The sequence below is a fragment of the Trinickia dabaoshanensis genome (assembly GCF_002879885.1).
Lineage (GTDB): Bacteria > Pseudomonadota > Gammaproteobacteria > Burkholderiales > Burkholderiaceae > Trinickia > Trinickia dabaoshanensis.
In genome coordinates this window covers 20,682-34,497 of record NZ_PNYA01000033.1, presented here as the reverse complement: position 1 = coordinate 34,497, position 13,816 = coordinate 20,682, and the positions used below count along the sequence as shown (strand labels likewise).

The 13,816-nt window shown below is 65.6% G+C and carries 10 protein-coding genes and 1 pseudogene; 5 read left to right on the top strand and 6 right to left on the bottom strand.

Annotation, left to right across the window (positions count from 1 at the left end):
• Positions 1-14 precede the first annotated feature (14 nt).
• Positions 15-4,436 carry a DEAD/DEAH box helicase gene (locus tag C0Z18_RS27740; RefSeq protein ID WP_102648648.1) on the bottom strand — a complete coding sequence of 1,474 codons (4,422 nt, stop codon included), beginning with the start codon at positions 4,434-4,436 and terminating at the stop codon, positions 15-17.
• A 15-nt stretch (positions 4,437-4,451) separates the two neighbouring features.
• The gene (locus C0Z18_RS27735) at positions 4,452-5,141 is read right to left on the bottom strand and encodes a BPSS1780 family membrane protein (protein WP_146014116.1); all 690 of its coding nucleotides are present in this window, start codon (positions 5,139-5,141) and stop codon (positions 4,452-4,454) included.
• Between the two features lie 271 nt (positions 5,142-5,412).
• Between C0Z18_RS27735 and C0Z18_RS27730 the strand changes: the two genes are divergently transcribed.
• The 3 genes from C0Z18_RS27730 (at position 5,413) to egtD (ending at position 8,682) form a co-directional block, all read left to right on the top strand.
• Positions 5,413-6,360, top strand: a complete 948-nt coding sequence (locus tag C0Z18_RS27730; RefSeq protein WP_102648646.1) for a DUF72 domain-containing protein — start codon at positions 5,413-5,415, stop codon at positions 6,358-6,360.
• Positions 6,361-6,449: 89 nt separating this feature from the next.
• Positions 6,450-7,679 carry an ergothioneine biosynthesis protein EgtB gene (gene egtB / locus C0Z18_RS27725; protein WP_102648645.1) on the top strand — a complete coding sequence of 410 codons (1,230 nt, stop codon included), beginning with the start codon at positions 6,450-6,452 and terminating at the stop codon, positions 7,677-7,679.
• The gene (egtD, locus tag C0Z18_RS27720; RefSeq protein WP_102648644.1) at positions 7,663-8,682 is read left to right on the top strand and encodes an L-histidine N(alpha)-methyltransferase; all 1,020 of its coding nucleotides are present in this window, start codon (positions 7,663-7,665) and stop codon (positions 8,680-8,682) included. The genes egtB and egtD overlap by 17 nt, the downstream gene beginning before the upstream one ends.
• 27 nt (positions 8,683-8,709) lie before the next feature.
• Here the strand turns inward: egtD and C0Z18_RS27715 are convergent, their stop codons facing one another.
• From C0Z18_RS27715 to pdxR, 3 genes are all read right to left on the bottom strand, one after another.
• The gene (locus C0Z18_RS27715) at positions 8,710-9,015 is read right to left on the bottom strand and encodes a hypothetical protein (RefSeq protein WP_102648643.1); all 306 of its coding nucleotides are present in this window, start codon (positions 9,013-9,015) and stop codon (positions 8,710-8,712) included.
• Between the two features lie 150 nt (positions 9,016-9,165).
• Positions 9,166-9,447 (bottom strand): hypothetical protein, encoded by a 282-nt coding sequence (locus tag C0Z18_RS27710; protein ID WP_102648642.1) that lies wholly within the window; start codon positions 9,445-9,447, stop codon positions 9,166-9,168.
• Between the two features lie 48 nt (positions 9,448-9,495).
• A complete protein-coding gene (gene pdxR / locus C0Z18_RS27705) occupies positions 9,496-11,022 on the bottom strand; it encodes a MocR-like pyridoxine biosynthesis transcription factor PdxR (protein ID WP_102648641.1) in 1,527 nt (508 codons plus the stop codon).
• Positions 11,023-11,165: 143 nt separating this feature from the next.
• On the opposite strand from pdxR, the pseudogene C0Z18_RS27700 reads away from it, so the two are divergent.
• Positions 11,166-11,867 (top strand): annotated as a pseudogene (locus C0Z18_RS27700) (GNAT family N-acetyltransferase); the annotation flags it as partial.
• 8 nt (positions 11,868-11,875) lie between these two features.
• Here C0Z18_RS27700 and C0Z18_RS27695 read toward each other — a convergent pair.
• Positions 11,876-12,757, bottom strand: a complete 882-nt coding sequence (locus C0Z18_RS27695) for an aldo/keto reductase family oxidoreductase (protein ID WP_102648639.1) — start codon at positions 12,755-12,757, stop codon at positions 11,876-11,878.
• A 107-nt stretch (positions 12,758-12,864) separates the two neighbouring features.
• On the opposite strand from C0Z18_RS27695, the gene C0Z18_RS27690 reads away from it, so the two are divergent.
• Positions 12,865-13,764, top strand: coding sequence for a LysR family transcriptional regulator (locus C0Z18_RS27690; RefSeq protein WP_102648638.1), 900 nt, complete (start codon positions 12,865-12,867; stop codon positions 13,762-13,764).
• Positions 13,765-13,816 lie beyond the last annotated feature (52 nt).

The window sequence follows — 13,816 nt, the reverse complement described above, 5'->3', positions numbered from 1 at the left end:
GCCGCCCTGCACGGTCATCGACGGCGGGCGAGGGCTTGCCGCGCGGTCTCCCGTTCTTGCGCGGTCAATCGGTCCGCGAATTCGAACGTGCCCGCGATCAACGTGGCGACGCAATCGCCGTCGCGAAACGCGAGACGATTGCCCACGAGCGCGGGCACTTTCTCGCCGGGCAGCACCGTGCCGACGATATTGAGCGGGTCCGCCGCGCAGATGCACACGTATTGGCCATCGGACGGGCGCTTTCGGACGTCGCGTAGCAGCGCCAAGGCTTCGGGCAACGCGAATTGCTCGCCGGAAAGCCCATTGACGAATCGGCCGCCGCGAATCAGGCCGCGCGCCTCCATCCGGTGAAAGACGTGCAACAGGTCGCGCCAGCGCGGCAGCCAGGCCGGTTCGCGGTCCAACAGTTGCCAGAACACCACGCCGTAGCGGCGCAACAAGGTCATCGCGACATGCTCGATCGCCTCGGGTGCGAGCGCGCCCGCGTGCGCCGGGGCCGCCGGTGTGTCCGATTCATGGGTGCCGCCGGCGCGATCGGAGAAGCTCGGCCGGCGCAGCAACGCCCACCGGCCCGCATCCTGCATCCCGCCGATGAACGCGCCACGATGCATGCCGCGCCGTGTCATGGCGCGTGAGCCGCGTTGCCGCGCGACGGCCGGGGCGATGAGGGCGCGTAAGCCGGCGAAGCTATCGGCCGTGACGAGCCCCGCCGCGACGAGTTCGCCGAGCGCGGCCTCGACTTCGAGCGGCAACGCGCGCGCTTCGCCGAGCAACTCATCGAAGAACATCGCGCCGTGACGCGACAGCGCGTCGAACAGGAACTGCGCCCGCGAAGAGAGCGCCGTATCGGTGCCGCCCGGCTCGGCGGCGCGGCGCTCGGCGAGCGTGTGCCACTGCGCCAGCGTGCGTCGAGGCAGTAAAACGATCGGCGTCGTGCGAACCGGCGCCGCGGCGCTGCGTCCTTGCGGCGCGAAACGGGCCCAAACGAATTTGCCGGAACGGCTGAGCTCGTCGAGCGCGACGCCGGTGTAATCGCGCACGCGCGCCGGCAAAATCTCCTCCTCCCAAGCCGACGCGGCGGCTTCGAAGCCTTCGAGTTGTTCCAACGTCGCGGCGAGCGCGTCGCGGCCCATGCCGCGCGCCGCCGGCGCGAGCCGTTGCCACTCGATCAAGAAGCGCACGAAGTCGGCGCGTTCGACGGGTTCGATCTCGCGGCGCAGCCGCTTGATCGTGTACCGATGGATGCGCGCGAGCAGGTGCCGTTCGCACCATTCGTCCTGCGTCGCACCGGGCGTGAAGCGGCCGCGCATCGCATAGCCTTGGCTTTCGAGCTTGACGAGCGCGGCCGCCAAGGTCGAGGCTTTCAGCGCAAGGCCGCGGGCGAGCGCGGGCACGGGCTCCGGGCCCGAGCCCGACAGCCGGGCGCGGAGAATCTCGACGAGCGCATCGTCGGGCTCCCAGTTTTGGTCGAAGCCCTTCGGTGCGGTCAACTCCGGCGCGTACGCTGCATCGGGGTAGACCGCGCGCAAGCACGTCAGCCTTTCCACGGGCAGCCACAGTGCTTCGTCTTCCGCCACCTGCATGCGCGTGGCGCGCTTGGCACGCGCGAGTGTTTCGAGCCAGGCCAGCCATCCCGAGTGCGAGCGCGCCTCGGTTTCGTTGATGCAGGCGAGGCCGACCAATGCCTCGTGCATTTCGTCCGCGTCGCGCGCTTGCGGCCAGGCCTCCTCGCGTACCGCCGCGATCGCATCGGCGTCGAGCGCGCCCAAATCGGAAGCGTCTTGCGGATCGGTCCACCGCCGCGAGAGCACCGCTTGCGTGCGGCGTTCCTCCAGCGGTGCGTCGTCGAGGAACGCATAGGGTCGCGCGTTCAGGATTTCGGCCGCAAGCGGCGAGGGCGCGGGCAACTCCCGCGCGACGAGCGCGACTTCGCCGCGCTCCATGCGCCGCAGCAAGGCAAGCCATCCCTCGCAATCCATCGCTTCGTGCAGGCAGTCGTCGATCGTTTGATCGACGAGCGGATGATGCGGCAGTTCGCGCTCGCCGACGATGTTCTCGAGGCAGGCAACCTGATCGGGGAAGACGGCGGAGAGCAGGTCCTCGCTCTTCATGCGCTGCAATTGCGGCGGCGTTTTGCGGCCGCCCGTGAAGCGCGGCAGTGCCAGCGACGTCACCGCGTTCCAGCGCCAGCGCACGTTGAACAGCGGCGCATCGAGCAGCGCTTGAATCAGCACGTGCTCGGCGCTGGCCGAATGCAGGAAACGCCATACCTCGTCGAGCGCGAAGCTGTGAGCCCCCGTCAGCGACAGCACGATGGCGTCTTCGGTGGCGGCCGCTTGCAACTCGAAGTTGAACGTCCGGCAAAACCGCTTTCTGAGCGCGAGACCCCATGCACGGTTCAAGCGGCTGCCGAACGGCGAATGGATGACTAGCTGCGTGCCGCCCGATTCGTCGAAGAAACGCTCCATCACGAGCGTGTCTTGCGTGGGCAGCACCGAGAGCGCAGCCTTCGCGCGGGCGAGGTAATCGACGATCTGGCGCGCGGCGTTCTCGTCGATGGCAAGCTCGCTCACGAGCGTCGTCACGGCGCGCTCGTGGATGAGGCCGGTCACGCCAGCATCGTCCGAGTTCGAAGGTGGCTTGGCGCCGCCGAGCAACGCGTCGACACGCGCCCTGAGCCGCGAAACCGCCATCGAGAGTTCGTCGCTGCGCCCTGGGGCCTCACCCAGCCAAAACGGGATATTCGGCGCCTGCCCTTCGGCATCGACGACGCGCACGCGGCCCGGCTCGACGCGCAAGATCTTGTACGAGGTGTTGCCGAGTTGAAAAATATCGCCGGCGAGACTTTCGACGGCGAAGTCCTCGTTGACGGTGCCGATATTCAAGCCTTGCGGCTCGAGCAAGACAGCGTAATCGGCATTCTCGGGGATCGTTCCGCCCGACGTCACAGCAGTCATTTTGCCGCTGCGGCGCCCGCGCAGCGTGGCACTGACGACGTCGCGGTGGATATAAGCGCCGCGCGGTCCGTGCCGGCTCGTGTAGCCCTCGGCCAGCATGCGAAGGACAGCGTCGTACTGCTCGCGCGTCAGCGCCGCATAGGGTGCCGCGCGCGTGAAACAGGCGAACAAGTTCTGCTCGCTCCACTCCTCGCACGCCACCTCGGCCACGATTTGTTGCGCGAGTACGTCCAGCGGAGCGTGCGGCACGCTCAGCGTGTCGAGCTCCCCGCGCCGCACGCAATCGATCAGCGCGGCGCATTCGAGCAGATCGTCGCGCGAATTGGGAAAGAGCCGCCCTTTGGGCATTCCGCCGACTTGGTGACCCGAACGCCCCACGCGCTGCAAAAAAGAGGCGATGGCGCGCGGCGAACCGAGTTGGCAGACGAGATCGACGTCGCCGATATCGATGCCCAATTCGAGCGATGCCGTTGCGATCAGCACACGCAGGGTGCCGGCTTTCAGGCGCTGCTCCGCGTCGAGCCGATGCTCCTTGGCCATGCTGCCGTGATGCGCGGCGACGGCGTTCTTGCCGAGGCGGTCCGTCAGATGACGCGCCGCCCGCTCGGCCATGCGGCGCGTATTGACGAACACGAGCGTCGTCGCGTGCGCGCAAGCGAGTTCGGCGAGCCGATCGTAGACGCGCTCCCACACCTCGTTGGCCATGACCGCTTCGAGCGGCACGGGCGGCAACTCGAGCGCCAGGTCGCGCTCGCGGTGATGGCCCACGTCGACGATCGCGCATGCCGCCGCCGGGTGGGTGCCGACGAGAAAACGCGCGACCGCTTCGATCGGCTTTTGCGTGGCCGATAAGCCGATGCGCGGCAGCCGCCGCTTGCACAACGCGTCGAGGCGCTCGAGCGAAAGCGCCAGATGAGCGCCGCGCTTGCTGCCCACCATGGCGTGGATTTCGTCGACGATGACGGTGCGCGTCGTCGCCAGCATCCGGCGCCCGGAATCGGACGAGAGCAGGACGTAGAGCGACTCGGGCGTCGTCACGAGGATATGCGCCGGCCGCCGCTTCATTGCCGTGCGCTGTGCCGTCGTGGTGTCGCCCGTACGCACGGCCGTGCGAATCTCGACGCGTGGCAGATCGCGCCGCGCGAGTTCCTCGCCGATGCCCGCGAGCGGCCGTTCCAGATTGGCGTGGATGTCGTTGGACAGCGCCTTGAGCGGCGAGACGTAGACCACCAGCGTTTCGTCGGGCAACGCGCCCCCGTGCGCCAGCCCGTCGCGGATGAGTTCGTCCAGCGCCCAGAGGAAGGCCGTGAGCGTTTTGCCCGAGCCGGTGGGGGCGGCCACGAGCGTCGATTCGCCGCCTCGAATATGCGGCCACGCGCGCACCTGGGCATCGGTGGGCGCGGTAAAGGCCGACTCGAACCACGCGGCGACGGCCGGGTGGAACGCGGCGAGCGGACCGGCACTGGAGGGGGCGTTCATGCGCTCGATTGTAGGTTACCGCTCCGGCGGAAACATATCGAGGCTGGCGGCGAAGGTCGACAAATACACGAGCGGCGCGACGACGAGCACGGCGACGCCGAGCGTCAACACGCAGGCCAGCATCAATCCCGCGGCGATCAGGCCATAGACGAGTGCGGCGGGGCCGTTGCGCCAGGTCGCCGCGAAGCTCGCGCGCAAGGCCTCGGCCGGCGTGGCGCCATTGAGCACGATCAGCGCCGGCGCGAGCCATAGCGCCATGGTGCCGATCAGCGCGGCGGTCAAATAGATCGCGCCGGCGACGAGCGCGATCAGCGAACTTTTATTGCCTGCGCCGCCGAACGCGATCAGCCGCAACGCACTCGACGCGCGATCGCCGGTCAAGTCGCAGACGATCGCAATGAGCAACCCGAAAACGGCCGCGGCGAACAGCGGTTGAAAATGCACGCGGATGCCGCGTACGACCTCGGCGAATCCCAACGCGCCCGTGGCCCGGCATCGATCGGCGGCGTACATCATGCCTCCGGTCCAAAGCACGGTGAACACGGCCGTCAAATCGCTTGCATAAGGCAGCTCATAAAGCACGACGGTGATGAGCAGATCGATGAGACCGAGCGCGATCCACATGGCGGGGCGCTGTTGGAATAGCGCCCACCCTTCCGAGAACCAATGTGAACCCTGCCGAGCCGCGACTGCGCGCATACGCATGTATTGATGCTCCAAATTGAAAGGAAATCGAAGGTGTTCAAAGCCGGATGTGCAACGGGGTGTGCAATTATCGCGCGCCCGCGCCGGACCGGGCCAGGCTGGGCCCACGCCGCGGCAATCCTACGCGAATGCCGAGTGCGCGGAAGAAAGTGCGCATGCTATGAGCGACGAATGCGCATACGCGGCGCCGAGCCTCTTAAGCGTTGCCGGAAAACGCACGACCAGGAACGCCCCTTGCTGCGAATGCCCGAAATGCAAACGGTAAGGCGCAATGAGCATTCACATCGGCATATCGGGCTGGCGCTACGCGGGTTGGCGCGGCGTGTTCTATCCGAAAGGCTTGGCCCAGGCGCGCGAACTCGCTTACGCATCGCGCGCGGTCGATACGATCGAGATCAACGGCTCGCACTATTCGCTGCAAACGATAGGCAGCTACCGGTCGTGGTACGAGGCGACGCCCGAGCATTTCGTTTTTAGCGTGAAGGGGCCGCGCTATTTGACGCATATGCTGCGATTCCGCGACGACAGTGCGCGCCCGGCCATGGCCAATTTTTTCGCGTCGGGCGTGCTGGCGCTCGAGGAAAAGCTCGGCCCCTTCCTCTGGCAATTCCCGCCAAACTTCCCTTTCGATGCGACTCGCCTTGAACGATTCCTAGCGTTGTTGCCTCGAACGATCGAAGATGCCATTGCGCTGGCACGCGGACATGACGCGCGTGTGAAGGCGCCGTGGTTCGGGACGAAGCGGCGCGGCGCGCTGCGGCACGCCGTGGAAGTGCGGCACCCCAGCTTTTGCGTGGAGGTGTTCCCCGAGATCTTGCGGCGCCACGAAGCGTCGCTCGTGGTGTCTGATTCGGTCGCCGGTTGGCCGTATTTCGAGGATATGACTGCGCGGTTCGTCTACATCCGGTTGCACGGAACGCAAACGCTTTACAGCGGCGCCTACGCGGAACCTGCGCTCGATTGGTGGGCCGAACGCATTCGGACGTGGGCGCGAGGGGACGAGCCGAGCGACGCGAAGCGTGTCGCGGCGAAGCCTGCCGAGAAAATGGCACGCGACGTCTTCTGCTATTTCGACAACGACCGGAAGGTCGAGGCGCCATTCGATGCCGCTCGCTTGAAAGAGCGGTTGAGCGGCGATGCCGCGCCGCCGCGCGAATCGGTGCGGAGCCGAAGAGACGGCGCGTCGCGCCCCGCTGCAGCCGCGCCGAAAAGCCCTTAAAGTAGTGCGCTTGCGCGGCGCTTTCCAGGCGAAGCGCGGCTTAAAGGCTCGGTTTTTGCCGGGCCATGTGATCGACAGGAGCGAGTCCGATGCCCATGGTCGTACCTGAATTGCAACACGCTTACGACGAAGTTCGGCGGCACAGCATGGCGCTGGCCGAACCGTTATCGGCCGAGGACCAAAACGTACAGTCGATGCCCGACGCGAGCCCGACGAAATGGCACCTCGCGCACACCACGTGGTTTTTCGAAACGATCGTCCTCGCGCCCCACCTGCCCGGGTATCGGCCGTTCGACGAGCGCTACGCCTACCTTTTCAATTCGTACTACGAAGCATTGGGACCGCGCCACGCGCGTCCGCAGCGCGGCTTGCTCACTCGGCCTTCGCTGCAAGAGGTGCATGCGTACCGCCGCCACGTCGACGAATCGATGGCGCGGTTGATGAGCACGCTGGACGAAAGCGATTTGGCGGCGCTCGAGCCGACCATTACGCTCGGCTTACATCACGAGCAGCAGCACCAAGAGCTGATCGTGACGGATATCGTCCATGCCCTGTCGTGCAACCCTTTGATGCCGGTTTATCGGCCGGAAGCGATCGAGACGGAGCGCGGCGCCGGACACGCACAGCCGCTCGAGTGGCTGCGCCAGCCGGGCGGCGTCGTGAGCATCGGTCACGATGGGCGCGGCTTCGCGTTCGATAACGAAGGCCCGAGGCATGAGTTCTTGCTGCGGCCCTACGAGATCGCGCACCGGCTCGTCACCTGTGGCGAATACGCGGCGTTCATCGCGGATGGGGGCTACGCGCGTCCCGAGCTTTGGCTGTCGGACGGATGGGCCGCCATACAGCGCGAAGGCTTGCGCGCCCCGATCTATTGGTTCCGTTCGGAGGAATCGGGACACGGCGAGCCAGACGATCTCGAGAACTGGCGCGTATTTGGGCTGTCGGGATTGCGGGCGCTCGAGCCCGGCGCGCCCGTATCGAACCTGAGTTTCTATGAAGCGGCGGCCTACGCGGAGTGGGCCGGCGCGAGGCTGCCGACCGAATTCGAGTGGGAGGCGGCATTCGATGCGCCCGGCATCGAGCAGATGACAGAGCATGTCTGGCAATGGACGCGTTCATCGTACGATCCCTACCCGGGGTTTCGTCCATTGGCCGGTGTAGCGGCCGAATACAACGGCAAGTTCATGGTGGGGCAGCAAGTGCTGCGCGGCGGCAGTATCGCGACGCCGCCGGGGCACACGCGCCGCACGTATCGAAACTTTTTCCCGCCGGCGGCTCGCTGGCAATTTACGGGAGTACGCCTTGTACGAGACAACTGAAGCATCGGCGCTTACGGGCGCGCCCCTTCGGCATCGAGCAGCCGACCTGGCAGAGAACGCATTTTGCCGAGACTTGCTGGCCGGCTTATCGAAGAGCCCGCGCAGCATCGCGCCGAAATACTTCTACGATGCCGAAGGCTCCGCGCTGTTCGACCGCATCTGCGAGTTGCCCGAGTACTATCCCACGCGTACCGAGCGGCGCATCCTCGAGCGCCATGGGCGCGAGATGGCTGCCGTGATGGGTGCGCAGGCCGAGCTCATCGAGTTCGGGGCGGGCTCGCTGGAAAAGATTCGCGTGTTGTTGCGTGCCTTCGATGCTCACGCGTTGCCGCGCCGGTATGTTCCCATCGACATTTCGGCCGCGCATTTGGAGGAGGCTTCGCGGCGCTTGCATGCCGATTGCCCGTGGCTTCAGGTCCGGCCGATCGCGGCCGATTACATGAAAGAAGCGCAGCTCTCGGCGCTCGACGATTGCACCGGGCGCCGCGTGGGATTCTTCCCGGGCTCGACCATCGGCAACTTCGATTCGGACGAAGCGCTGGCCTTCTTGCGGCTCGCGGCGCGGTTGCTCCAGGGCGGGGGGCTGCTCGTCGGCGTCGATCTCGTCAAGGATCCGCAAACCTTGCATCGCGCTTATAACGATGCGCAGGGCGTCACCGCGGCGTTCAATTTGAATTTGTTGCGCAGAGCGAATGTGGAATTGGGGGCCGATTTCGATCTACGGCAATTCGCGCATTACGCGTTTTACGATCCGCGCCGATGCAGGATCGAGATGCATCTCTTGAGCCGGTGTGCGCAAACCGTGCGCGTGGCGGGGCACGATTTCAGTTTTGCGGAAGGCGAGAGCCTGCACACGGAGAATTCGCACAAATTTACGATCGAGGGGTTTCGAAAGCTGGCTGCGTCCGCGGGTTTTCGGCCGGGGCCCGTGTGGACCGACGAAGCGCGCTTGTTCAGCGTGCATTGGCTAGAAAGTCCCGCGGGCGGGACGGGGGCGCCGTAACCGGCGCCCGCCTAGCTTGGGGGCGCGTTAGTCGCGGCCCCAGCCCCAACCGCGGTCGTGGTGCTCACGCCATTCGTGTTCGCGCCATTCATGCTCGCGCCACTCACGGCGGTGCCATTCGCGTTCGCGCCAGCCGTCGCCGCCGTAGTAGCCGCCGTAGTAGCCGACCGCGACCGGCGGCGGTGCGTACGCCACCTCGGGCGGAGCCACGTATACCGGAGCTGCAGGAATGCCGATGCCGACCGCCAGATCGACGTGGGCCGAAGCTGCCTTGGACATTGCGAGCGCCGCAATACCGGCGCCGAGTACCGCTGCGACGAGCTTCTTGTTCATTTGGTCTACTCCTTGCGCGTTGCCTGCGCTCGTTTCTGTGGAAGACGAGCCCAGTGTAGGGGCATGACCGCGATACATGTGAAAGCGCTATGCGAGATTGGTAACGCTGCATTACGGGGTGCGCGCTGCCCGTGCGCGCGCGTTGCGCGCTCAGTCGCCCTTCGTGAGCGCGGGGCGGAGCAGATCCTCGAGCACGCCGGTCATGCCTTCGGGGTGGGCGGCCGCGCGCGCCTTGAGCGCCGCGACGAGTTCGCCGTCGAGCTTGCAGGCAAACGGCACGAGGCCTTTGGCCTGGTCGAGCTTGCGCTGTTCGCGGCGATTGGCCGGGCTTTCGGTGGCCCCTTTGCCGAAGCGTTCCGATTGCGACTGTTTCAACGATTGAGTCAGTTTCAACGCCTTGTTCTTTTCAAGGTCGAATTTCTTCATTGCCATGGCTTGCGTCCCGCAGGTTGGATCGATCAGCGCGTATTGTACGCAGTCCTAAAGGGCCCGCCGCTTTCGGGAGCCGCCGCCCGTCGTGTCGACGGCCCGGCGCTCGCTTCGGATCAGCGCGGACAAACGTTGAACGAGCGCGGGGAACAGCGATTCCGACGTGTTGCCGTAACCGAGCACGAGGCCGTTGTCTTCAGGCTGAGGGCACATGGCGAAGCGCGATAGCGGCATCGGCGCCATGTCGAATCCGCGCGCGGCTTGCGCAATGCGTTCGTCGGGATACTCGGCCGGCAGCCTGATCGTCAGATGCATGCCGCTGTCGCCGCCCGCCACGACGTGCGGGACGTCGAGGTACTGGGTCAACGCGGCTCGCAACGCATCTTGCCTGCGTTTGTAAAGGCGCCGCATCCGCCCGAGGTGGCGGCTGAATTGTCCGCTCTCGATGAATTCCGCGAGTGCGAGTTGCTCGTAACGATGGCCGCCGCGCAGCGCCTCTCGGAGCAGCGCGGCTGCCGGAGCGGCCAGAGATGCCGGCAGCACGAGGAATCCGAGGCGCAACGAAGGGAACAGCGTTTTGCTGAACGTGCCGACGTAGAGCACGGGCGCATGCGCAACGAGGCCCTGCATCGCGGCCACTAGCTCGCCGGCATGGCGGTACTCGCTGTCGTAGTCGTCTTCGACGATCCAGGCGCCGTGCCGCTGGGCTTTCGCGATCAGATCGAGCCGGCGCGCGGCCGTGAGGACCGCGCCTGTCGGATATTGATGCGACGGGGAGGTGTAGATGAGCCGCGGCGTGTGGGTCCTCCAGGCCGCTTCCGGTACATTCAAGCCGCTTGCGTCGACGCGCATCGGTATCACGTCGAGATCGCCGCAGGCCATGGCCGACTTCGCGCCCCGGTAGCCCGGATCTTCCACCCAAGCCTTGTCGCCCGGATTCGTGACCAGGCGCACGCACCATGTGAGCGCTTCTTGCGCGCCCTCGGTGATGACGATCTGTTCGGGCTCGCAGCGAACGCCGCGCGCCACCGCGAGGTGCCGCATGATCGCCTCGCGCAGCGCTAGCTCGCCTTGCGGGTCGCCGTACGAAAGGCCGGCGACGCCCGCGTGCCGGACGGCGCGGTCCAAGCATCGTTTCCAAGCGCCGAGCGGAAACCGGGCAAGCGCCGGCACGCCGGGGCGCAGCGGCAGCGTATCGCCCGCGGCGAGCGAGCTGGTGCGCACTTGATGGGCGCGCCGCGCGAGTTCGGGCGCGGCCGCTTGCCGCGCCGTGCGGGGCCGCGGCGCCGGCCTCTCGAGCAGGCTCACACGCGTGCCTTGCCGGCTTGGCGCGATATACCCCTCGGTGCCGAGCAACTCGTACACCGCCGTCACGCTGTTGCGCGAGATGCCGAGCGCGGTTGCGAGCGCACGCGAGCCCGGCAACCGGCAGCCCGACGGCAACCGTCCGTCCAAGATCGCGCCGCGGATGCGTTGATGCAGTTGCCGTTGCAGAGAAACTCCGCTTCGGTCTTTGACGAGCGGCGTCTCCAACAACAGCGTGAGCACCGGGTCGGCGGATGCGTCGAGCGTCAACATGCGGCGGTCCAGTTCCAGGGTGCGGCGAGGTGGATCGAGGCGCCGTACTCGTGGCACCATAAAATAGTGAAGATGTGGCTCTTTTCGATGAGCCACGCAAGATTCTAAAGTGTTCCCTCGACGACACCAATGCGGGGGAACCCATGAGCACTCTGACGAACGAATATGGCCAACCGGTCGGCGCGCCCGTGCCCGGGTGGTCGCCGCGGCCTTTGCCCGGAGCGGTAACGCTCGAGGGGACCTATTGCCGCGTCGAACCGCTCGACGCGGCCCGCCATGCCGCGGACCTCTTCGCGGCTTATCGCGAGGCGCCGGATGCGCGGGACTGGACATATCTGAGCGTGGGCCCCTTCGACGACGAGGAAGTGTACCGGCGGCACGCCGAAGCGGCGGCGCGCAGTACCGACCCCCGGCACTTCGCGGTCATCGACCGCAAGACCGGAAAAGCCGTCGGTACCTTGGCGCTGATGCGTATCGATCCGGCGCACGGCGTCATCGAGGTGGGCCATGTGACGTTTTCGCCGCTGCTCAAACGCACGCCTATCTCCACCGAAGCGCAATTCTTATTGATGTCGTACGTTTTCGACGAACTCGGCTATCGGCGCTACGAATGGAAGTGCGATAGTTTGAACGCCCCTTCGCGCGCGGCGGCGCAGCGGCTCGGCTTCACGTTCGAGGGTATTTTCCGCCAAGCGTTGGTCTACAAGGGCCGCAGCCGCGACACTGCCTGGTTTTCGATTCTCGATAGCGAATGGCCGGCGCAAAAACGGGCGTTCAAAGCGTGGCTCGCGGCCGACAATTTCGACGAGCAGGGCAAGCAACGAAAGCCGCTTGGCGAGTTGCGATAACTAAGTTAGCTGCGCGGCTCCGATCCACCGACCGACTCCAACTCGGCTAGCGTTTCTTCGGACAGACGCAATGCATCGGCGCGCATGTTCTCGCGCAGATGCTCGACGGACGACGTCCCCGGGATCAAGAGAATGTTCGGTGACCGGTGCATGAGCCACGCGAGTGCCGTTTGCATCGGCGTTGCGCCGATCTTGGCCGCGATGGCCGATAGCGCCTCCGACTGAATCCGCGAAAATCCGCCGAGCGGGAAGTACGGAACATAAGCGATCCCTTGACCGGCCAGTCGATCGATGAGCGCATCGTCCTGCCGGTGCAATAGGTTGTAATGGTTCTGCACGCAAACGATGGGGGCGATGCGTTGGGCCTCGTCGATTTGCGTTGCGGTCGCGTTGCTGATGCCGATGTGCCGGACGAGGCCATCGCGTTGCAGTTGAGCGAGTGCCGTCATCTGGCGTTCGATCGATCCTTCCGCGGGCCCATGCGTGTCGAACATCAAACGCAAGTTGACGATGTCGAGCACGTCCAACTTCAAGTTGCGTAGGTTGTCTTCCACGGCGCGTCGCAGATCTTCCGGCTCTTGCGCCGGTAGCCAAGCGCCGTCGTGTCCGCGGACGGCGCCGATTTTCGTCACGATTACCAATGATTGCGGATAGGGATGAAGCGCTTCGCGAATGATCTGATTCGTCACGTGCGGGCCGTAAAAGTCGCTCGTATCGATGTGCTCGACGCCGGCGGCGATTGCTTCGCGCAGTACGCTGACCGCCGCTTGGCGGTCGCTCGGCGGGCCGAATACGCCGGGGCCGCTCAATTGCATGGCGCCATAGCCGAGGCGGCGCACGGTGCGCCCCGCAAGGGTGAAGCTCGTTTGAACGATGGGTTGGGACATGTCGGTCTCCGTAAAAGGGAATCACTGAGCCCAGTATGAGAGCGATTGCGCTGTTCGATAATCCGATTTAAGTTGAACGGGTTGTTCAAAATCGGGAACAGTCGAGCATGGATTTCAATGACCTTGCAGCGTTTGCGTCGGTGGCGCGGGCGGGAGGGTTTCGCGATGCCGCGCGCGCGAGCGGCGTGTCGGCATCGAGCTTGAGCACGGCGGTCAAACGCTTGGAGACGAAGCTCGGTCTGCGCTTGCTCCATCGCACGACGCGCAGCGTCTCACCGACCGAGGCGGGCGCGCACTTGCTCGACCGGTTGATGCCGCTGTTCGGCGAAATGCAAGAAACCCTCGATGTCCTCAATACGTTCCGCGATACGCCCACCGGCACGCTACGGCTGAATGTGCCGTCGAGCGCGACCTATACGTTTTTGCCCGACATCGTCAGTGCGTTCATCAAGCAATACCCCGGCGTCCGGGTGGAAGTCGTCGCCGAGGATGGTTTCGTCGATCTGCTGTCGATCGGCTGCGACGCGGGCATCCGCTACGACGAGCGGCTCGAACAAGACATGATCGCGGTGCCGATCGGCCCGCGCGTCCAGCGCTTCGTCACCGCTGCCGCGCCGAGTTACCTGGAGGCCCACGGCAAGCCCACGCATCCGCGCGAGCTGCTCGAACATGCGTGCTTGCGTATCCAGTTTTCGGGCGGGGCCATGGTGACCTGGTGTTTCGAGCGTGGCGAGGAAAGCTATCGGTTGGACCCGGGCGGCCCGTTGCTCGTGAAACCGGCGTTGGCGCTGGAGTTCGCGATTCGCGTGGCGGCCTCGGGCGGCGGCATCGTGCATCTATTCGAGGACATGCTTCGGCCGTACCTCGAGAGCGGGGCGCTCGCGCCCGTGCTCGAATCGTGGCAAGTTTCCTTTACCGGTCCGTTTCTTTACTACCCCGGCCGCCGCCATGTACCGGCGCCGCTGCGCGCCTTCATCGACTTCGTGCGCGAGCAGGGAAACGCCTGATCGACACGGATTGGCGGAAAACGGCCAGCTTCTGGCGCTCGCGGTGTATTTC